This is a genomic window from Methylobacterium brachiatum, from assembly GCF_900113845.1.
GTDB classification, from domain to species: Bacteria; Pseudomonadota; Alphaproteobacteria; order Rhizobiales; family Beijerinckiaceae; genus Methylobacterium; species Methylobacterium brachiatum.
Genome location: NZ_FOQW01000013.1, coordinates 190,049 through 209,167, shown reverse-complemented (window position 1 = coordinate 209,167; position 19,119 = coordinate 190,049). Strand labels below are relative to the sequence as shown.

At 69.1% G+C, this 19,119-nt stretch carries 26 protein-coding genes; 17 read left to right on the top strand and 9 right to left on the bottom strand.

Translation table 11 applies throughout. The features are described 5' to 3' along the window. The 12 genes from BMZ47_RS18680 to rpsQ all read left to right on the top strand — a co-directional run. A partial coding sequence (locus BMZ47_RS18680; RefSeq protein ID WP_452312096.1) for an EF-Tu C-terminal domain-related protein occupies positions 1 to 97 on the top strand: 97 nt, incomplete at its 5' end. A 79-nt stretch (positions 98 to 176) separates the two neighbouring features. After that, positions 177 to 485 (top strand): 30S ribosomal protein S10, encoded by a 309-nt coding sequence (gene rpsJ / locus BMZ47_RS18675; protein WP_007569268.1) that lies wholly within the window; start codon positions 177 to 179, stop codon positions 483 to 485. Between the two features lie 50 nt (positions 486 to 535). Continuing rightward, positions 536 to 1,261, top strand: coding sequence for a 50S ribosomal protein L3 (gene rplC, locus BMZ47_RS18670; protein WP_007569270.1), 726 nt, complete (start codon positions 536 to 538; stop codon positions 1,259 to 1,261). Next, positions 1,261 to 1,881, top strand: a complete 621-nt coding sequence (gene rplD, locus BMZ47_RS18665; protein WP_007569271.1) for a 50S ribosomal protein L4 — start codon at positions 1,261 to 1,263, stop codon at positions 1,879 to 1,881. Before rplC ends, rplD begins: the two co-directional genes overlap by 1 nt. Then, positions 1,878 to 2,174: a 50S ribosomal protein L23 gene (locus tag BMZ47_RS18660; protein ID WP_007569272.1), complete on the top strand. Its 297-nt coding sequence runs from the start codon at positions 1,878 to 1,880 to the stop codon at positions 2,172 to 2,174. The genes rplD and BMZ47_RS18660 overlap by 4 nt, the downstream gene beginning before the upstream one ends. A gap of 25 nt (positions 2,175 to 2,199) precedes the next feature. Beyond that, the gene (rplB, locus tag BMZ47_RS18655; RefSeq protein WP_007569274.1) at positions 2,200 to 3,036 is read left to right on the top strand and encodes a 50S ribosomal protein L2; all 837 of its coding nucleotides are present in this window, start codon (positions 2,200 to 2,202) and stop codon (positions 3,034 to 3,036) included. Between the two features lie 5 nt (positions 3,037 to 3,041). Then, positions 3,042 to 3,320, top strand: coding sequence for a 30S ribosomal protein S19 (gene rpsS / locus BMZ47_RS18650; protein WP_007569276.1), 279 nt, complete (start codon positions 3,042 to 3,044; stop codon positions 3,318 to 3,320). 1 nt (position 3,321) lies between these two features. Then, positions 3,322 to 3,708, top strand: coding sequence for a 50S ribosomal protein L22 (gene rplV / locus BMZ47_RS18645; RefSeq protein ID WP_007569277.1), 387 nt, complete (start codon positions 3,322 to 3,324; stop codon positions 3,706 to 3,708). A 10-nt stretch (positions 3,709 to 3,718) separates the two neighbouring features. Beyond that, complete coding sequence (gene rpsC / locus BMZ47_RS18640; protein WP_007569278.1) at positions 3,719 to 4,465, top strand: 30S ribosomal protein S3; 747 nt, start codon at positions 3,719 to 3,721, stop codon at positions 4,463 to 4,465. Positions 4,466 to 4,476: 11 nt separating this feature from the next. Then, complete coding sequence (gene rplP / locus BMZ47_RS18635) at positions 4,477 to 4,890, top strand: 50S ribosomal protein L16 (protein WP_007569280.1); 414 nt, start codon at positions 4,477 to 4,479, stop codon at positions 4,888 to 4,890. A 12-nt stretch (positions 4,891 to 4,902) separates the two neighbouring features. Continuing rightward, the gene (rpmC, locus tag BMZ47_RS18630) at positions 4,903 to 5,118 is read left to right on the top strand and encodes a 50S ribosomal protein L29 (protein WP_050732915.1); all 216 of its coding nucleotides are present in this window, start codon (positions 4,903 to 4,905) and stop codon (positions 5,116 to 5,118) included. Between the two features lie 21 nt (positions 5,119 to 5,139). Next, entirely contained in the window at positions 5,140 to 5,406 is a 267-nt protein-coding gene (rpsQ, locus tag BMZ47_RS18625; RefSeq protein WP_007569283.1) for a 30S ribosomal protein S17, read from the top strand. A 349-nt stretch (positions 5,407 to 5,755) separates the two neighbouring features. Here rpsQ and recA read toward each other — a convergent pair whose 3' ends face one another. Together recA and cckA are read right to left on the bottom strand one after the other, a co-directional pair. Continuing rightward, positions 5,756 to 6,817, bottom strand: coding sequence for a recombinase RecA (gene recA / locus BMZ47_RS18620; protein WP_370881393.1), 1,062 nt, complete (start codon positions 6,815 to 6,817; stop codon positions 5,756 to 5,758). Between the two features lie 193 nt (positions 6,818 to 7,010). Then, complete coding sequence (gene cckA, locus BMZ47_RS18615; RefSeq protein WP_091863752.1) at positions 7,011 to 9,737, bottom strand: cell cycle histidine kinase CckA; 2,727 nt, start codon at positions 9,735 to 9,737, stop codon at positions 7,011 to 7,013. 242 nt (positions 9,738 to 9,979) lie between these two features. On the opposite strand from cckA, the gene BMZ47_RS18610 reads away from it, so the two are divergent. Both BMZ47_RS18610 and BMZ47_RS18605 read left to right on the top strand, forming a co-directional pair. Beyond that, positions 9,980 to 10,255 (top strand): hypothetical protein, encoded by a 276-nt coding sequence (locus BMZ47_RS18610; RefSeq protein ID WP_139221019.1) that lies wholly within the window; start codon positions 9,980 to 9,982, stop codon positions 10,253 to 10,255. After that, a complete protein-coding gene (locus BMZ47_RS18605) occupies positions 10,255 to 10,896 on the top strand; it encodes a Shedu anti-phage system protein SduA domain-containing protein (RefSeq protein WP_091863738.1) in 642 nt (213 codons plus the stop codon). Before BMZ47_RS18610 ends, BMZ47_RS18605 begins: the two co-directional genes overlap by 1 nt. 164 nt (positions 10,897 to 11,060) lie before the next feature. Here the strand turns inward: BMZ47_RS18605 and flhB are convergent, their stop codons facing one another. The 6 genes from flhB to flgB are packed head-to-tail and all read right to left on the bottom strand — an operon-like array spanning position 11,061 to position 14,514. Beyond that, positions 11,061 to 12,128: a flagellar biosynthesis protein FlhB gene (flhB, locus tag BMZ47_RS18600; protein ID WP_007569288.1), complete on the bottom strand. Its 1,068-nt coding sequence runs from the start codon at positions 12,126 to 12,128 to the stop codon at positions 11,061 to 11,063. A gap of 32 nt (positions 12,129 to 12,160) precedes the next feature. Beyond that, positions 12,161 to 12,922 (bottom strand): flagellar biosynthetic protein FliR, encoded by a 762-nt coding sequence (gene fliR / locus BMZ47_RS18595; protein ID WP_007569290.1) that lies wholly within the window; start codon positions 12,920 to 12,922, stop codon positions 12,161 to 12,163. 51 nt (positions 12,923 to 12,973) lie between these two features. Next, positions 12,974 to 13,240 (bottom strand): flagellar biosynthesis protein FliQ, encoded by a 267-nt coding sequence (gene fliQ, locus BMZ47_RS18590; protein ID WP_007569292.1) that lies wholly within the window; start codon positions 13,238 to 13,240, stop codon positions 12,974 to 12,976. 56 nt (positions 13,241 to 13,296) lie between these two features. After that, positions 13,297 to 13,611 carry a flagellar hook-basal body complex protein FliE gene (fliE, locus tag BMZ47_RS18585; protein WP_007569293.1) on the bottom strand — a complete coding sequence of 105 codons (315 nt, stop codon included), beginning with the start codon at positions 13,609 to 13,611 and terminating at the stop codon, positions 13,297 to 13,299. A 32-nt stretch (positions 13,612 to 13,643) separates the two neighbouring features. Continuing rightward, positions 13,644 to 14,051: a flagellar basal body rod protein FlgC gene (flgC, locus tag BMZ47_RS18580; RefSeq protein ID WP_007569295.1), complete on the bottom strand. Its 408-nt coding sequence runs from the start codon at positions 14,049 to 14,051 to the stop codon at positions 13,644 to 13,646. 58 nt (positions 14,052 to 14,109) lie between these two features. Beyond that, positions 14,110 to 14,514 (bottom strand): flagellar basal body rod protein FlgB, encoded by a 405-nt coding sequence (gene flgB / locus BMZ47_RS18575; RefSeq protein ID WP_007569297.1) that lies wholly within the window; start codon positions 14,512 to 14,514, stop codon positions 14,110 to 14,112. Positions 14,515 to 14,844: 330 nt separating this feature from the next. Between flgB and BMZ47_RS18570 the strand changes: the two genes are divergently transcribed. Together BMZ47_RS18570 and BMZ47_RS18565 are read left to right on the top strand one after the other, a co-directional pair. Further along, positions 14,845 to 16,149, top strand: a complete 1,305-nt coding sequence (locus tag BMZ47_RS18570; RefSeq protein WP_244536859.1) for a hypothetical protein — start codon at positions 14,845 to 14,847, stop codon at positions 16,147 to 16,149. A 62-nt stretch (positions 16,150 to 16,211) separates the two neighbouring features. Beyond that, a complete protein-coding gene (locus BMZ47_RS18565; RefSeq protein WP_091863736.1) occupies positions 16,212 to 16,433 on the top strand; it encodes a hypothetical protein in 222 nt (73 codons plus the stop codon). Positions 16,434 to 16,460: 27 nt separating this feature from the next. On the opposite strand, the gene BMZ47_RS18560 is transcribed toward BMZ47_RS18565, so the two are convergent. Beyond that, positions 16,461 to 17,771 carry an MFS transporter gene (locus BMZ47_RS18560; RefSeq protein WP_091863735.1) on the bottom strand — a complete coding sequence of 437 codons (1,311 nt, stop codon included), beginning with the start codon at positions 17,769 to 17,771 and terminating at the stop codon, positions 16,461 to 16,463. Between the two features lie 222 nt (positions 17,772 to 17,993). Here BMZ47_RS18560 and dnaN point away from each other — a divergent pair, with 222 nt between their 5' ends. After that, complete coding sequence (gene dnaN / locus BMZ47_RS18555; protein WP_007562586.1) at positions 17,994 to 19,115, top strand: DNA polymerase III subunit beta; 1,122 nt, start codon at positions 17,994 to 17,996, stop codon at positions 19,113 to 19,115. Positions 19,116 to 19,119: the final 4 nt, after the last annotated feature.

Below are 19,119 nucleotides of genomic sequence, written 5' to 3'. Positions count from 1 at the left end.
GATCGTGCCGGTGGCCATGGAGGAGAAGCTGCGCTTCGCCATCCGTGAAGGCGGCCGCACCGTCGGCGCCGGCGTCGTCGCCGCCATCAACGACTAAGCCAGGACAGCATCCTTAGCAGGGCGCGGCGGGGACCTGTCCTCGCACTCCCCGCCGTCCCTCTCAAGGTTTCAGGATTATGAACGGTCAGAACATCCGCATCCGCCTCAAGGCGTTCGATCACCGCATCCTCGATGCGTCGACCAAGGAGATCGTCTCCACGGCCAAGCGCACCGGCGCGACCATCCGGGGTCCGATCCCGCTGCCGACGCATATCGCGAAGTTCACCGTGAACCGCTCGCCGCACATCGACAAAAAGTCGCGCGAGCAGTTCGAGATGCGCACGCATAAGCGAGTGCTCGATATCGTCGATCCGACGCCGCAGACCGTGGACGCGCTGATGAAGCTCGACCTCGCCGCCGGCGTGGACGTGGAGATCAAGCTCTGAGTCCCGCTGGGACTTAGAGCTTACCGTTTCATCGCGCGAGGGAGAGACCTATGCGCTCAGGCGTCATCGCACAGAAGGTCGGCATGACCCGCGTCTTCACAGACGCGGGGGAGCATGTCCCCGTCACAGTGCTTAAGATCGATCAGTGCCAGGTGGTGGCCCACCGCACCGTTGAGAAGAATGGCTACGTCGCCCTCCAGGTCGGCGTCGGCAAGGCCAAGGTGAAGAACGTGTCGGCTGCCGAGCGCGGCCGCTTCGCGATCGCCAAGGTCGAGCCCAAGAAGAAGCTCGCCGAGTTCCGCGTGTCCGAGGACGCGCTGATCCCGGTCGGCGCCGAGATCACCGCGGACCACTTCATCCCGGGCCAGTTCGTCGACGTGACGGGCACGACCACGGGTAAGGGCTTCGCCGGCGGTATCAAGCGCTGGAACTTCGGCGGTCTGCGCGCCACCCACGGCGTGTCGATCTCGCACCGTTCGATCGGTTCGACCGGCGGCCGTCAGGACCCAGGCAAGACCTTCAAGAACAAGAAGATGCCGGGTCACCTCGGCGTCGAGCGGGTCACCACCCAGAACCTGCGCGTCGTGCGCACCGATCCCGAGCGCGGCCTGATCCTGGTCGAGGGCGCGGTGCCGGGCGTCGCCGGCGGCTGGATCCAGATCCGCGATGCGGTGAAGCGCAAGCTCCCCGCCGACGTTCCGCTGCCGGGCAAGTTCCGTGAGAACGGCGCTTCGACCTCGGCCCCCGAAGCCGCCGCGTCTGAGGAGACCGTGTGATGAAGCTCGATGTCACCACCCTCGACGGCGCCGGCGCCGGCTCGGTCGAGCTGAACGAGACGATCTTCGGCCTCGAGCCGCGGGCCGATCTCCTTCAGCGCATGGTCCGCTGGCAGCTCGCCAAGCGGCGCGCCGGCACCCACGCCGTGCAGAACCGCTCGGACGTGAACCGGACCCGCAAGAAGCTCTACAAGCAGAAGGGCACCGGCAACGCGCGTCACGGCGCAGCCTCGGCCCCGCAGTTCCGCGGCGGCGGACGTGCCTTCGGCCCGGTCGTGCGTGACCACAGCCACGACCTGCCCAAGAAGGTCCGTGCGCTGGCCCTGCGCCACGCCCTGTCGGCCAAGGCCAAGGCCTCGACCCTGATCGTCGTCGACGACATCAAGATCGAGGATCACAAGACCAAGGGTCTCATCGAGCGCTTCGGCAAGATGGGCCTCTCCAACGCGCTGATCATCGGCGGTGCCGAGGTCGACGTGAATTTCGGCCGCGCCGCGCGTGCCATCCCGCAGATCGACGTGCTTCCCGTGCAGGGCATCAACGTCTACGACATCCTGCGCCGTAACACGCTCGTCCTGACCAAGGCCGCCGTCGACGCGCTGGAGGAGCGTTTCAAATGAGTGCCGATCCGCGCCACTACGACATCATCGTCTCCCCGGTCATCACCGAGAAGGCGACGAACCTGACCGAGCAGAACAAGGTCGTCTTCCGGGTCGGCCCCAAGGCGACCAAGCCTCAGATCAAGGAGGCGGTCGAGAAGCTGTTCGACGTGAAGGTCACGGCGGTGAACACCCTCGTGACCAAGGGCAAGAAGAAGATTTTCCGCGGTCTCCGCGGACAGCGCTCCGACGTGAAGAAGGCGATCGTGACCCTGGCCGAGGGCCACACGATCGACGTCACGACCGGGCTCTGAGGACGGGTTTTAGGGATCCAAGCCGATGGCCTTGAAGACATTCAAACCGGTCACGCCGAGCCTGCGCCAGCTCGTGCTCGTCGACCGCCGTGAGCTCTACAAGGGCAAGCCGGTGAAGGCGCTGACGGAGGGCAAGAGCTCCTCCGGCGGCCGTAACAACCTGGGTCGCATCACGGTCCGCTTCCGCGGCGGTGGCCACAAGCGCGTCCTGCGCAACGTGGACTTCAAGCGCCGCGAGCAGCCGGGTGTCGCCGCGACGGTCGAGCGGATCGAGTACGATCCGAACCGTACCGCGTTCATCGCCCTGATCAACTTCCCCGACGGGAAGCAGAGCTACATCCTGGCTCCGCAGCGCCTGCAGCCGGGCGACAAGGTGGTGACCGGCGAGAACGTCGACATCAAGCCGGGCAATGCCGGTCCGGTCGGCTCGATGCCGGTGGGCACGATCGTCCACAACGTCGAGCTGAAGATCGGCAAGGGCGGCGCGATCGCCCGCTCGGCCGGGAACTACGCCCAGATCGTCGGGCGCGACCAGGGCTACGTGACGCTGCGCCTGAACTCGGGCGAGCAGCGCCTCGTGCACGGTCAGTGCTTCGCGACCGTCGGCGCGGTCTCAAACCCCGACCACATGAACATCTCGCTCGGCAAGGCCGGGCGCAACCGGTGGCTCGGCAAGCGCCCGCATAACCGCGGCGTGGCCATGAACCCGGTCGATCACCCGCACGGCGGCGGCGAGGGCCGTACCTCGGGCGGCCGCAACCCGGTCACGCCGTGGGGCGTGCCCACCAAGGGGAAGAAGACCCGGTCCAACAAGCGGACCGACGTGTTCATCCTGTCCAGCCGCCACAACCGCAAGAAGTAATCGCTATGGCACGCTCTCTCTGGAAGGGGCCGTTCGTCGACGGCTACCTCTTCAAGAAGGCCGAAGCGGCGCGGGGCTCCTCGCGCTCAGAGGTCATCAAGATCTGGAGCCGCCGCTCCACGATTCTCCCGCAGTTCGTCGGGCTCACCTTCGGTGTGCACAACGGGCAGAAGCACATCCCGGTCTACGTCTCCGAGGAGATGGTGGGGCACAAGTTCGGCGAGTTCTCGCCGACCCGCACCTTCCACGGGCACGCGGCCGACAAGAAGGCGAAGAGGCGCTGAGATGGGCAAGCAAGCCACCCCCCGCGCGCTCCCCGAGAACGAGGCCAAGGCGGTCGCGCGCATGCTGCGCGTGAGCCCGCAGAAGCTGAACCTCGTGGCGCAGATGATCCGCGGCAAGAAGGTCGACACCGCGTTGGCCGACCTGGAGTTCTCGCGCAAGCGCATCTCGACCGAGGTCAAGAAGTGCCTCGAGAGCGCGATCGCCAATGCCGAGAACAACCACGACCTGGACGTCGACGACCTCGTCGTGTCCCAGGCGTTCGTGGGCAAGGCCCTCGTGCTCAAGCGCTTCCACGCCCGCGCCCGCGGTCGCGGCGCCCGTATCCTGAAGCCCTTCTCGAACCTCACCATCGTGGTTCGTGAAGTCCGCCAGGCCGAAGCGGCTTAAGGAGGATCTCATGGGCCAGAAAGTCAATCCGATCGGTCTCCGTCTCGGTATCAACCGGACCTGGGACTCCCGCTGGTTCGCCGGCAAGGGCGAGTACGCCAAGCTGATGCACGAGGACGTCGCGATCCGCGCCGCCCTCATGAAGCAGCTGAAGCAGGCCGCCGTCTCGAAGATCGTCATCGAGCGTCCGCACCGGAAGTGCCGCGTCACCATCCACTCGGGTCGTCCGGGCGTGGTGATCGGCAAGAAGGGCGCGGATATCGAGAAGCTGCGCAAGCTCGTCGGCACGATGACCAAGGCCGACGTGACGATCAACATCGTCGAGGTGCGCAAGCCCGAGATCGACGCCACCCTGGTGGCCGACTCGATCGCGCAGCAGCTCGAGCGCCGCGTCGCCTTCCGTCGCGCCATGAAGCGCGCCGTGCAGTCGGCGATGCGTCTCGGCGCCGAGGGCATCCGCATCAACTGCTCGGGCCGCCTCGGCGGCGCCGAGATCGCCCGCCAGGAATGGTATCGTGAGGGCCGGGTCCCGCTGCACACGCTGCGTGCGGACGTGGATTACGGCACCGCCACGGCGTTCACGACCTACGGCACCTGCGGCATCAAGGTGTGGGTGTTCAAGGGCGAGATCCTTGAGCACGACCCGATGGCCCAGGACAAGAAGGCCCAGGAAGAGGGCGGCCGCTCCGGCGGACGCCGTGAGCGCGATGGCGAGGGCGGCCGCGAGCGCGGACGCCGCGAGCGCGAGCACGCGTAAGGTAGGAAGCCATGCTGCAACCGAAAAAGACTCGCTTCCGTAAGCAGTTCAAGGGCCGCATCCACGGTGCGGCCAAGGGCGGCTTCGAGCTGAACTTCGGCCAGTTCGGCCTGAAGGCGGTGGAGCCCGAGCGCGTCACCGCCCGGCAGATCGAGGCGGCCCGCCGCGCGATCACCCGCGAGATGAAGCGCCAGGGCCGTGTCTGGATCCGGGTGTTCCCGGACGTTCCGGTGTCCTCGAAGCCGACCGAAGTCCGCATGGGCTCCGGTAAGGGCGCCCCGGATTACTGGGCCGCTCGCGTCCATCCCGGCCGGATCATGTTCGAGGTCGACGGCGTTGCCGAAGACATCGCCAAGGAGGCCCTGCGCCTCGGCGCCGCCAAGCTCCCGATCCGCACGCGGGTCGTCCAACGCATCGCCGACTGAACGGAGGCTATCGTGAAGTCGACCCAGAGAGTGTCTGATCTGAAGGCGTTGTCGCCGGATCAGCTCAGTGACGAGTTGCTGAACCTTAAGAAGGAGCAGTTCAACCTGCGCTTCCAGGGGGCCACCGGCCAGCTCGAGAACGTCGCCCGCGTCCGTGAGGTCCGCCGCGACATCGCCCGCGTCCGCACCCTGCAGCGTTCGAAGACGCTGCAGGCGTCCAAGAGTTGACGAAGGGCTTAGGAGAACACCATGCCGAAGCGCGTCCTGCAGGGCACCGTCGTCAGCGACAAGGGCGAGAAGACCATCGTGGTGAAGGTGGAGCGTCGCTTCACCCACCCGGTGATGAAGAAGACTGTGCGCCGCTCGAAGAACTACCATGCCCACGACGAGGCGAATGTCGCCAAGGTCGGGCAGACGGTGTTCATCGAGGAGTGCCGTCCCTTCTCGAAGACCAAGACCTGGAAGCTGGTCGAGGACCAGGCTGCCGCGGTCGCCGAGACCGGCGAAGCCGCCTGATACACGGGAATCGGCGGCTGCGGGTTTCCGCGTCCGCCTCAACGGGGCTGGATGTCTTGAGATTGGGCTGATGCACCGTTGACGGTGCCGTCCCGACCTTTGGGACCTCCAGAACGACGAACGCCCGGACGAAGTTCGACCCTTACGGGGCCGGATTCGTGCCGGGCGTTGTCGTTTCTGATGTCGGTCGTAAAGCGGACGCGTCGGGTTGGATTCAGCCCGACGCGTCCGTGGCGTCTGCGGGTTCGAGGCAGGCCCTGCTGCTGGGTTTCCCCGACGGATCAGGACGCTGTCCCGAAGCCTCCAAAGGGCGTGACGCCCTTTGGAAGCCTGCGATGCGCCGAAGCTCTCAGGCCTCGCCCTCGTCGAGCTCGTCGTCGGTCGGCTTGGCGTTCTCCAGGATCTTCTCGGCCACGAGTCCGGAATTCTGGCGGATCGAGGCTTCGATCTTGCCGGCGATCTCGGGGTTGTCCCGCAGGAAGCCCTTCGAGTTCTCGCGGCCCTGGCCGAGACGCTGGCTGTTGTAGGAGAACCAGGCGCCGGACTTCTCGACGATGCCGGCCTTCACGCCGAGATCGATCAGCTCGCCCACTTTCGACACGCCCTCGCCGAACATGATGTCGAACTCGACCTGCTTGAACGGCGGCGCGACCTTGTTCTTCACGACCTTGACGCGGACCTGGTTGCCGATCGCCTCGTCCCGATCCTTCAGGGTCGAGATGCGGCGGATGTCGAGGCGCACCGAGGCGTAGAACTTCAGCGCGTTGCCGCCCGTGGTGGTCTCCGGGCTGCCGTACATCACGCCGATCTTCATCCGGATCTGGTTGATGAAGATCACCATGCAGTTCGAGCGCGAGATCGAACCGGTGAGCTTGCGCAGAGCCTGGCTCATCAGGCGGGCCTGGAGGCCGGGTTGGCTTTCGCCCATCTCGCCCTCGATCTCGGCCCGCGGGGTCAGCGCGGCGACTGAATCGACCACCAGCACGTCGATGGCGCCGGAGCGCACCAGCGTGTCGGTGATCTCCAGGGCCTGCTCGCCGGTATCGGGCTGCGAGATCAGCAGGTCGTCGAGATTGACGCCGAGCTTGCGGGCATAGACCGGATCGAGGGCATGCTCGGCATCCACGAAGGCGCAGACGCCGCCCTTCTTCTGGGCCTCGGCGATGGTGTGCAGCGCCAGCGTCGTCTTGCCGGAGGATTCGGGGCCGTAGATCTCCACGACCCGGCCGCGGGGCAGGCCGCCGACGCCGAGGGCGATGTCGAGGCCGAGCGAGCCGGTGGAGATCGTCTCGACCTCCTGCACCTTGTCGTTCTTGCCCAGACGCATGATCGAGCCCTTGCCGAAGGCGCGCTCGATCTGGGACAGGGCGGCGTCGATCGCCTTGGACTTGTCCTTGTCCACCGGGGGCATGTCGACCACTTTCAATGCAGGCTGGGCCATCTGGCGGGCTCCTTATGAAGGGGTTGCGCGCCATTCACAACGCGCGGCAACACCGCGTCTATGTACCTGTTTTGTTCTATTTCGGCAAGGGTGCGGGATACGAGAACGCCGCCCCGTGGGGGCGGCGCGCAGGTTCTCCACCGGGTCGGTCGCGGTCGCGGCGTCAGTCGGCTGCCATGGTCTTCTTCACGGTCTCGACCAGCTGCTTGAGGCTGAAGGGCTTGGGCAGGAAGTTGAAGGCCTCGCCCTCGGGCAGGTTCTTGCGGAACGCGTCCTCGGCGTAGCCGGAGACGAAGATCACCTTCAGGTCCGGCTGGTGCTTGCGCACCTCGCGCAGGAGTGTCGGGCCGTCCATCTCGGGCATCACGACGTCGGAGACGACGAGGTCGATCGGCTGGCTGCCCTCGCGCACGATCGCCAGGGCCTCCAGGCCGGAAGCCGCTTCCAGCACCGTGTAGCCGCGGGCCGAGAGCGCCCGGCTGTTGACCGCCCGGACGGGATCCTCGTCCTCGACCAGCAGGATCGTCCCCTGCCCGGTATGGTCGGCCGCGGGCTTGCGTGGGGCCGGCTTCTCCGGAGCCTTCGTCTTGGCAGCCCGTTCGGCGGCCTCGCCGGTTCCGGTGGGCTTGGCCGGCGCCTGGCCGGGCGCCGGCAGGTCGGCCCGCGGCAGGGCCGGGATCGCGGGGGCGGCCTCCTCGGGCTCCGCCACGGGCACGTGCCGCGGCAGGTAGATGCGGAAGGCGGTCCCCTCCCCGATCTTCGACTGGACGTCGATGGTGCCGCCGGATTGCTTGACGATGCCGAACACCGTCGAGAGGCCGAGGCCGGTGCCCTTGCCGATCTCCTTGGTGGTGAAGAACGGCTCGAAGATCTTCTCCATCAGCTCGGGTGGGATGCCCTGGCCGGTGTCGCGCACCTCGATCAGCACGTGGTCGCCCGCGGGCGCCCCGCCCCGCCCGTCCACAGTCGCGGCCGGGCCCGGATCGGTGACGTTCTCGGTGCGGATCATCAGCTTGCCGCCGTCCGGCATCGCGTCGCGGGCATTGACCGCGAGGTTCACGATCACCTGCTCGAACTGGTTGACGTCGGCCTTGACCGGCCAGACGTCGCGGCCGTGCTTCAGCTCCAGGGCGACGCGCTCGCCCAGCAGCCGCTTGAGCAGCAGGGTCAGCTCCGAGAGCCCCTCCCCGACATTCATCACCTCCGGGCGCAGGGTCTGGCGGCGGGAGAACGCCAGGAGCTGGCGGACGAGGCCCGCCGCCCGGTTGGCGTTCTGCTTGATCTGCATGATGTCCTGGAAGGCCGGATCGGTCGGCCGGTGGCTCGCCAGCAGCAGGTCCGAGTAGCCGATGATCGCCTGCAACACGTTGTTGAAGTCGTGCGCGATGCCGCCGGCGAGCTGGCCGACCGCGTTCATCTTCTGCGCCTGGGCGACCTGCTGCTCCAGCTGCCGCTGCGCCGTGGTGTCGAGGGCGTACAGGATCACGCGCTCGGCCTCGTCGGCCTGGTGGGTGGCGTCGCTGCTGTCGGCCGGGCTGAGCCAGAGCCGCGCCGAGCGCCCGCCCGGACCGCTGAGCTGGACCTCGATCGGCTCCGGGTCGGACAGGCCGCTCGCCGCACGGGCGAGGCCGGCCTCCAGGGAGGCGCGGTCGACCACCGAGTCGGCGACGTTGGGCTCGGCGCCCTGGTTGCCCTCCCCCTCGGGGCCGCCCTCGTCGGCCTGGCGCGGCACCGTGCCGAACAGACGGGTGAACGAGGTGTTGGCCCGGGCGATCCGGCCGGACCGGTCGAGGGTCGCGATGGCGATCGGCGAATTGTTGAGGAAGCGGGCGAGCCGCACCTCGGCGGCGCGCTGCGGCTCGTCGGTCTCGGCCCCGGCCGAGCGGTTGATCACGAAGGTCCGCGAGGAGCCGGGCTTGCCGTCCTTGCCGAAGGCGACCCGGTGGTAGAGCCGCACCGGCAGGGTGTGGCCGTTGCGGCGGCGCAGGTCGAGGTCGAACCGGTCGGTGCGGACTTCGCCGGGCAGGCCCGCGGTGCGGACCAGGACGTCGGCCTCCGGGGCGATCTCGGTGAGGTGTGGGCCGCCGGGGCCGACGCTCGCCAGGTCGTAGCCGAGCCAGGCCGCCAGCGTCGCGTTCATGTAGACGATCGCGCCGGCCGGATCGATCGACAGGAACCCCGCCGGGGCGTGGTCGAGATAGTCGATCGCGTGCTGGAGCTCCTGGAAGACGTTTTCCTGGCGCTCGCGCTCGGCGGTGATGTCGGCCACCGTCCAGAGCGAGGCGGCCCGGCGCGGGCGCGCCAGCGGGCGCACCGAGACCCGGTACCAGCCGAAGCCGCGCTCATGCGCCTGCGGCCCGAGCGGCGGCGACATCCGGATCTCTTCGGTGTGCGCCCGGCCGTCGCGCGAGGCCTGCGACAGGCGGTAGACCGCCTCCGAGACTTCCGGCGAGCCGACCAGGATGCGCTCGACGGGCACGAGGTTCGAGAAGGCGTCGCCGCCGGCCACCCGCAGATAGGCCTCGTTGGCGTAGATCAGCCTCCCGCCATCCTCGACCACCAGCGCCCCGTCCGGCGAGGCGTCGACGATGCCCTTGGTGATGTCGTCCCGGGTGGCGGTGCCGCTGAGCTGGAGCGCCCCGATGGCGAGCGCGAACAGGAAGAACACGCCGGCCATCGCCAGCAGGGCGAGCAGCCAGACGATCAGCGACTGGGCCTGCTCGTTGGCCACGAAGGACAGGCCGATGGCGGCTCCGACCAGCAGACCCGCGAGCACGAGCAGCAGCCCGACGCGGCCCGGCTGCTCCGAGCGGTCGATCGCGCCGTTCCCGTGAGAACCCGAGATCTGCGAGCCCGTCGCGGGCGCCGGAGGTCCAGTGACGTCGGCCATCGGCATCATTCCAGAACAATCACCCGGTTAGGCCCGCCGGCCATAGCAGGGCTCGGGCAGCACGGCATCACTCTCGTCGCGTCGGTCGTGTCGCGCCAAGCCGTGGTGCAGCCTCGCAAAAAAAGGTGGAGGAAGCGTGGCTTTTCCGCGCCTTCGGAGACGGAGTGGCACGCCGGTGCCATGGACGGCCGTCTCGGCAGACCCCATATTGCGTTTGCCTATCGAGGACAGGGGAGTCGGCGATGGCCACGGCACGGCGACAGGAGGCGGGTTCAGGCAGCCCGCGCGTCCGCGTCAGCAATACGGCAGCGAACATGATCGCGTCGCTGCACCCCTTCGACAAGGCCCAGGCCGAAGCCGCGCTGGCGACGATCAAGGCGAGCGTGCTCGACGAGGCGAAGGTCAGGAAGATCGTCGGGGTCGACAACGCCTTCGTCGCGCCTGCCGGCGATCTGCGCGTGCTCTTCGAGAATGAGGGCGATTCGATCGTCATCACCTCGATCGTCGCCCGAGACTGATGGCAAAGCCCTATTTCGACGTCCACGACTTCCGTCTGACCAACGCGGAGGCCGAACTCGCGGAATTCAGGCTCCTCCTCGACACCAACGCCGATCTTGCCGAGCGCGATCAGGTGCTCGCCAATTTCAAGACCTGGCCCAACCTCTGCGCCCTGATGGGGCAGTACAATTCCCGTCTGGGCATCGGCGATCTGATCAGGCGGGAGTTCCGGATTCTCCCCCATTTCCGGACTGATCTCACCGTCCGCCGCGCCGGGACCGACAATATTTGCTTGGTTGAGTTCGAGGGTGCGTCCGGCCGGCATATTTTCGAAGATGGCGGGCGCGGTATCGACACATGGGCACGCGCCTTCGAAAAGGGATTCAGCCAAGTCGTCGATTGGACCTGGGCGCTCGATCATTATCGCACGACCGCCGATTACGTGGACGCCTTCGGCGGCGAGCGGCCCAATATCGTAGGCGTGCTCGTCATCGGCCGCTCCACCTCCTTATCGACCTCAGTCCGCAAGGATCGGTGGGAGTGGCGGCGCAACAAGGTCAAGGCCGACAGCTTCACGCTGATCCTCGTCACGTTCGACGAGTTGTATCGCGACTTCGACAGGTGGCTTGGCCTCAGAAGGATGGATGCCGGACTCTCCTGACGGATCCCCGACATGCCCAGAGCTGTACGGTCGGAAAGCGACGTCTTCACGGTGAGCGGGGCTTGCCGCCGGCCGCTCCTCTGAAGCCTTCGCGTCGGCTCCTTGTCCAGGTGGAGACCTCAGTGTCTCGAGACCGCGCCGGCGCAGGTCTGGCGGCGCCAGTGTTACGCCGCCCGCCGGCGCAGGCGCAGGACGAAGCCGATGACTTCCGCCACCGCCCGGTAATGCTCGGCGGGGATCTCGCGGTCGATCTCCACGGTGGCGTGCAGGGCGCGGGCGAGCGGCGGGTTCTCGATCACCGCGACGCCGTGCTCGGCCGCCACGGTGCGGATGCGCAGGGCCAGGGCGTCGACGCCCTTGGCGACGCAGATCGGCGCGGCCATGCCGGCCTCGTAGCGCAGGGCCACCGCGTAGTGGGTCGGGTTGGTCACCACCACGGTGGCGGTCGGGACGGCGGCCATCATCCGCTTCTTCACCCGGGCCATGCGCAGCTGCTTCATGCGGCCCTTGACCTCCGGGTTGCCGTCCGCCTCCTTCATCTCCTGCTTCATCTCCTCCTTCGACATGCGGTGGCGCTTGCGCCAGCGGAAGCGCGCGTAGAACGCGTCGCCGAGCGTGATGGCGAGGTGCATGCACAGCATGCCGGCGAGCAGCCGGAGGCTGAGGGAGAGGATCGCCGACAGGCTCCCGGCCGGGTCGAGCCGGGCGAACACCTCAAGCCGGTCGCGGTCGTTCCAGAGCAGCACGGCACCGACGATGCCGACCGCGCCGATCTTGGCGAGACCCTTGCCGAACTGGAACAGGGCCTCGATCCCCATGAGCCGCTTGACCCCGGCCATCGGCGAGATCCGGTCGAATTTCGGCATCAGCGTTTCGGTGGTGAGCACCAGCGGGTGCTGGAGCAGCCCGGCGGCGAGGCCGGCCGCCGCCGCCATCCCGACCGGCACCGCCACCGCCTGCAGCCACAGCCAGAGGCCGCGGGTCGCCGCCTGCTTCATGGCGGTGGCGTCGTCCGGCAGGGTGTGGGCGTTGGCGAGGTAGGCCTTGAGGCCCTGGGTCAGGCTCTGGGCGATGCTGGGGGCCGCGATCACCAGGGCCAGCGTGAAGGCGCCGAGGATCGCGAAGGTGTTGATCTCGGCACTCGTCGCGACGTCGCCGCGCTCGATCGCCTGATCGAGCCGCCGCTGGGTCGGCTCTTCGGTCTTGTCTTCCTGCTCCGCGCCCTCGGCCATCTTGTCTGCTCGACCTCAGTGCACAGGGACGCTCAGCGCCCGACGAACTCGCCGAGATACCGGCCGAGATCGTCCAGGAAGACGCCCATCATGACGCCGAGCGAGCCCATCAGGATCAGCATGCCGACGAGCACCGAGGCCGGGACCGCGAGGAAGAACACCTGCAATTGCGGCATCAGCCGCGACAGCACGCCCAGCCCGAGGTTGAACAGCAGCCCGAAGGCGATGAACGGCCCGGAGATCTGCACCGCCAGGGTGAAGCCCCGGGTCAGCGCCTTGAGCGCCAGCATCAGCGCGTCCGAGAAGGCCGGGACCCCGTCCGGGGGCAGCACCACGTAGCTCTGCGCCAGGCCCTCGATGGCGAGATGATGCAGGTCGGCGGCGAAGATCAGCGTGACGCCGAGCAGCGACAGGAAGTTGCCCAGCGCGGCCTGCTGCCCGCCGTAGCTCGGATCCACCGTCATGGCGTAGGCCAGGCCGAGCTGCTGCGAGATGATCAGGCCGGCGGTCTGCAGGGCGGCCAGCACCATCCGGACCGACAGGCCGAGCACCAGCCCGACGATCGTCTCGGCGAATAGCAGCCCGATCAGCCGGGGGCCGGCCAGGCCCTCGGTGCCGCCGAGCAGCGGCCGCACGCTGGGGAACAGCACCAACGTGGTCAGCAGCGCGAAGGCCAGCCGCATCCGCGGTGATACCATCTGCTCGCCGACGCCGGGCATCAGCATGATCAGCGTGCCGACCCGCGCGAAGGTGATCAGATAGGCCGAGGCGATGCCGGGCAGGAGCAGGTTCATCGCCGCCCCTATGGCATGCGCGCGCCGCCCCTGTCCCGCCGCCGGTCGCCATCAGCCGCCGGCCGCGATGCGGGCGGCGATGCGGGTCATGTAGCCGGCCATCGCGTCGCCGATGAACGGCAGCATCAGCAGCAGCGCGGCGAAGACCGACACGATCTTGGGCACGTAGATCAGGGTCTGCTCCTGGACCTGCGTCAGCGCCTGGATCAGCGAGACGATCAGACCGACCGCGAGGGCAACGAGCATCAGCGGCCCGGCGACCTTGAGGAAGACGAAGATGCCGTCGCGCGCGACGTCGAGGATGGCCAGGCCGGTCATGGGGCGTGTTGCTCAAAGGGGAGGCAGGGGAAATCCGGGATCCGGCTGGCCCATGCTCAAATCTGCATCCGCATGATCTCTTCGTAGGCAGAGATCATGCGGTCGCGCACCGCCACCATGGTCTGCAGGGCGGTCTCGCTCTCGGCCACGGCGGTGACCACGTCCACGACGTTGGCCTTGCCGGAGGCCGCCGAGATCGCCTGGCCGTCGGCCCGCCGCCCGGCATCCCCGACATTGTCGAGGGCGTTGCCGAGGAGCTGCATGAAGTTGCCGCCGGCCTCGCCGGTCGACTGGACCTTGGGGGCCGGGCGGCCGTTGGCCATGCCCTGGACGGCGGCGTAGGCACCGGCCGCGAAATTGCTCGTCGCCATCGACTAGGCTTCCTTCGCGTTCACTTGCGCGCTCACTTGAGGATCGACAGCGTCTGCGACAGCATCTTGCGCGTGGACGTCACCATGTTGAGGTTCGCCTCGTAGGAGCGCTGAGCCTCGCGCAGGTCCATGTTCTCGATCAGCGCGTTGACGTTGGGCATCTGCACCTCGCCCCGGGCGTTGGCCGCGGGGTTGCCGGGCTCGAACTTGGTCCGGAACGCGGAGGGGTCGCGCCGGACGCGGCCCGCCTCAACCAGCTTGGCCCCGGTCTCCGGATCCATGTGGCTGGTGAAGGACGGGATCTTGCGGCGATAGGGCTCGGTCCCGGGCGAGGCCGGGGCGGAATCCGCGTTGGCGATGTTCTCGGCGATGATCCGCATCCGGCCGGACTGCGCCTTGAGGCCGGCGGCCGCCACGGTGAGCGACTTGCTGAATTCCATGGCTCAGGGCCCTCCTCCGCCGCTTGTCGACGACACGTCCGGTTCGGTTCCGGCGCGGTCAGCTCTTGCCGATGGCGATCTTCAGGGTGGTCAGGCTGTGCTGGTAGAGCGAGGCGGCGAGCTGATAGTCCGACTGGTTGTCGCCGGCCTTCATCATCTCGTCCTCGAGGTTCACCGCATTGCCGTTCGGGCGGATCTCGAAGCGCTTGGCGCCCTTGGCATCGGCCCCCGCCTCGGATTGGCCGGGGGGCGCGAGATGGGCCGGGCTGGTCAGCGCCAGGCCCGGCGAGGCGTTGATTGCGGTGCCGGTGGCCCGGTCGAAGCGCAGCTCCGCCAGGTCGCGCGGCTTGAAGCCCGGCATGTCGGCGTTGGCGACGTTCTCGGCGATCAGGCCCTGGCGTGCCTGCGCCCACTGCATCCGGGTGCGCAGCATCCCCAGGACGGGCAGGTCGGTCAGGGCCACGTTCGCCTCCGGTCTCGCGACGCCGCGCGGGATCGGGCGGGCTCGGCAAAATCTGCCGCCTGCTTGGTTAATGCATGGTTAAGCGCGGGCGAGGCCGGCCCCGGCCCGGGCCGCCACCGTGCGGCCCGCCGGCCATGTTCCTGGGGATGGCGGCGGACGGTGCTTCACAACCTCTTGTCTTGATGGCGCTAAACTTAAGGGCCTGTTAACGAAGTCTTAACGTCGTTTGCCTTGCAGGCCCGCCGGCGTGGTATGAGCGAGGCTCGTGCCGGGCGCGGCCCTGCGGCGGCCGAAACGTGCGAGTGCGTAACCTTGCAATGGCTGCAATCCGTGTTCGGTTCTGAGGGCTCCCCCATCGTCCAGTATGTCGTGATCTTCGCCGTCATCTTCACGGCGTTGGCCGCGATCGTGTTCACGGTGCGCCGCCTGACCGGTCGCAGCCTGGCCCTGCCCGGGCGCACGCCCGCCCGCGGACGCCAGCCCCGGCTCGGGATCGTCGACGTGTACGAGCTCGACCGCGCCCGGCAGCTGATCCTGCTGCGCCGGGACAATGTCGAGCACCTGCTGCTGGTCGGCGGCCCGAACGACGTGGTGGTCGAGCGCAACATCCAGCGCACCCAGCGCCCCCTGCCCGAGGCCACCCTGCGCTCCGACGCCGGGTCGGAGCCGATGGCCGAGCCGCTGCCGGACCCGCTGGCACAGGGCGGACGCCTGGCCGAGCCGCCCCGGGCCCTGGCCGAGATCGCGGGCCGCCGCTCCGAGCCGCTGTTCGATCCGGGCTTCGAGATGCCGGTCGTCGTGCCGCCGCCGGTCCCGCGCTCGGCCGCCGCGCCGCCGGTGACCTTCCCGCTCGACGTCAACCTGCTGGGCGGCGACGAGCCGGGACAGGAGGTCTCGACCCCCGCCGCTCCGCAGCCCCGCGCCGCCGAGCCTCGCCCTGCCGAGCCCGCGCCGTCGGCCCCACCACCGCCTCCGCCGCCGCTGCGGGAGACGCTCTCGCCCCGGCGGATCCTGAGCCGCACCGCACCGCCGCTGGCCGAGCCGCGGCCCAATCCGGCCTCGGAGCGCAAGCCGGACCCCGTGCCCGAGCGCGACGAGCCCGCCCGCGCGGCGCCGAGCCTGATCGTGCCGTCCGAGCGCCGGTCCGTCGATCCGGCGGTGCTCTCCGACATGGCAAGGCAGCTTCAGGCCGCCCTGTCGCGCCCGTCCTCGGCGGTGACGCCCGCGCCGGCCCCGGCTCCCGCACCCGCGCCTGAACCGACGCCCGCGCCCGAGCCGGTGGACCCGGTGGCGGCGATGATGGCCTCCGCGCCGCCGCTTCCGCCCACTCCGCCGCCCGCGCCAGTGCCCCCTGCCCCCGTGCCCCCGGCCCCGCCGCCGCGCCCGGCGCCGTCATCCCCGCCTGCGGCATCGGCCGAGCCGTCTCCGGTCGCGCCGCCGGTGCTCAAGCCGCCGGCCCCCCGGACCTCCGCGCGCGTGACGCCGCCCGCCCCGCCGCCCCCGGCCGAACCGCCCGCCGAGCCCGCGCCGGCTCCGCGGCCGGAGCCGAAGGCAGCCGGCAACCCGTTTTCCGTGGAGGAGATCGAGGCCGAGTTCGCGCGCCTGCTGGGCCGGCCTCTCGACAAGCGGAGCTGATGGCGGCCGTTTACGGACGGTTAACCGAATGCCGGAAGGCTCGGACCTCAGAGGAGGATCCGATGCTCAACCTGGATGCACAGACCGCTCAGCGAAGCCGCGCCTATCGGGCGTTCAAGCTCGACCGTGCCGGACGCGTATTCTCGGCCGAGGTCGTTCCGGCCCAGGACGACACGCAGGCGCGCCGCCGCGCCCGGGCCATGGCCACGGACGAGGCGATTGAGCTGTGGGACCGGACCCGGTTCCTCGGCCGCTACGAGCCGGCCGTCCCGATCCGCGCCTGACCGATCCGTCCCTGCCGGCCGGGACCGTCAGTCGTGCGCGGTCTCGCGCATGGCCAGGACGGCGACGAAGCTCAGCACCGCGGCGACGGCCAGGTACAAGCCGACGAACCCGATCCCGCCATAGGAGGCCAGCTCCTGGGCGATGTAGGGCGCGCCCGAGGCGCCCAGGATCCCGGCGAGGTTGTAGGTCACCGACGCGCCCGTGTAGCGGACCCGGGTCGGGAACAGCTCGGGCAGCACGGCGCCCATCGGGCCGAACACCCAGCCCATGGTCAGGAGGCTGAGGCACAGGAAGCCCAGCACCGGTGGCCAGGTCCCGGCGGCGGCCGCGTTCCCGAGCATCGGACCCATCAGAAAGCCGAGCAGGAAGACCGCGACCATGCCGGAGAGCAGCACCGGCTTGCGCCCGAACCGGTCGGCCGCCGCCCCGGAGATCACGGTCCCGATCGCCATGAAGCAGACCGCGATGCACTCGAACAGCAGGAAGGTCGGCCGGGTGTAGCCCAGCGTCCCCGTGCCGTAGCCCAGGGCGAAGACCGTCGAGAGGTAGAACACCGCGTAGACCGCCACCATGGCGAAGGTGCCAATCAGGACCGCGCGGCCGTGATGGGTCAGCATCGTCGCGAAGGGCACGCGCTCGGGCCGCGCCTCCGTCAGCGCCGCCTTGAAGGCCGGCGTCTCGGTGAGCTTGAGGCGGACATAGAGCCCGACGCCGACCAGGGCGGCCGAGGCCAGGAACGGCAGGCGCCAGCCCCAGGCCTGGAAGCTCTCGGGCGTCAGGCCGAAGCTGAGGCACAGGAAGCCGAGATTGGCCAGGATGAAGCCGACCGGTGCGCCGAGCTGCGGGAAGATGCCGTACCAGGCACGCTTGCCCGGCGGCGCGTTCTCCACCGCTAGCAGGGCCGCCCCGCCCCATTCGCCGCCGAACCCGATGCCCTGGCCGCAGCGCAGGACGCACAGGGCGGCGGGCGCCCACCAGCCGGCGGTGGCGTAGGTCGGCAGGCAGCCGATCAGGACGGTGGACACGCCCATGATCAGCAGGGACGCCACCAGGGTCGCCTTGCGGCCGACCCGGTCGCCGAAATGCCCGAACAGGGCCGCCCCGAACGGCCGGGCGATGAACGCGATCGCGAAGGTCGCGAACGCGCTGAGCTGCTGCACCCCGGGGGCGCCCGGTGGGAAGAAGACCGGCCCGATCACCAGGGCGGTGGCCGTGGCGTAGATGTAGAAATCGAAGAACTCGATCGCCGTGCCGACAAAGCTCGCGGCCAGGATGCGACCGGGGCTGGCACTCGGTGCGGCGCCGCCCGGGCCTGCGGTCTCGACAGTCTGCAGCATGATCTGTTGGTGCTCGGGCGGTACGGTGCCGCTTCAGATTGAACGCGGCGCTTTCGCACGGGGCGGCCCCGGCGGGAACCCTGAATCCGCCCCGCGGACGGCGTAGCTGTGTGAGGCCCGCGCAGCGGCCTTGCGTTCGCCCGCCCCGTTCGCCAAGCTGATCGGCCTGTTTTCGTGAGGGATGCCGGCCGCGGCGCCCTCCCCCATCACTTGAGTACTGCGATGAGAGTCACCGTCGAGCGCGCGGCCCTGCTCAGGTCGCTCGGCCACGTGCACCGGGTCGTCGAGCGCCGCAACACGATCCCGATCCTGTCGAACGTGCTCCTGCGTTCGGACGGCTCGAGCCTGCAGCTGCGCGCGACCGACCTCGATATCGAGGTCACCGAGAGCGTGCCGGCCGACGTGGCCGATCCCGGCGCGACCACGGTGCCGGCGCACGTGATCTACGACATCGTGCGCAAGCTGCCCGACGGCGCCCAGGTCTCGCTGGAGACCGGCGGTGAATCCGGCCAGATGACGATCCGCTCGGGCCGGTCGCGCTTCGCGCTCGGCGCGCTGCCGGAGGGCGATTTCCCGGATCTCGCCGCCGGCGAGATGCCGCACGGCTTCGAGGTCGCCGCCGCCGACCTCAAGCGCCTGATCGACAAGACGCAGTTCGCGATCTCCACCGAGGAGACGCGCTACTACCTCAACGGCATCTACCTGCACACGCTGGAGACCGAGAGCGGCCCAGTGATGCGCGCGGTCGCCACCGACGGTCACCGGCTCGCCCGGGTCGAGATCCCGGCCCCGCAGGGCAGCGTCGGCATGCCCGGCGTGATCGTGCCCCGCAAGGCGGTCGCCGAGATCCAGAAGCTCCTGGACGATGGCGGCGAGACCGTCGCGGTCGACCTGTCGCCCGCCAAGATCCGCCTGCGCTTCGCCGGCGGCCTGACCCTGATCTCCAAGCTGATCGACGGCACCTTCCCCGACTACCAGCGGGTGATCCCGGCCAACAACGACAAGCGGCTGACCGTGGAGCGCGACGCCTTCGCCAAGGCGGTGGACCGGGTCTCGACGATCTCGTCCGAGCGCGGCCGCGCCGTGAAGCTCGGGCTCACCGAGGGGCGCCTGGCGCTCTCGGTCAACAACCCGGATTCGGGCAGCGCAACGGAAGAGCTCGACGTCGATTACGAGGCGGCAGGCCTCGATATCGGCTTCAACGCTCGTTATCTGCTCGACATCACCGCGCAACTCGAGGGCGACACCGCCCTGTTCAAGCTCGCCGACCCGGGCTCGCCGACCCTGATCCAGGATCGCGAGGGTGCGCCGGCCCTGTACGTGCTGATGCCGATGCGGGTGTAGTCGT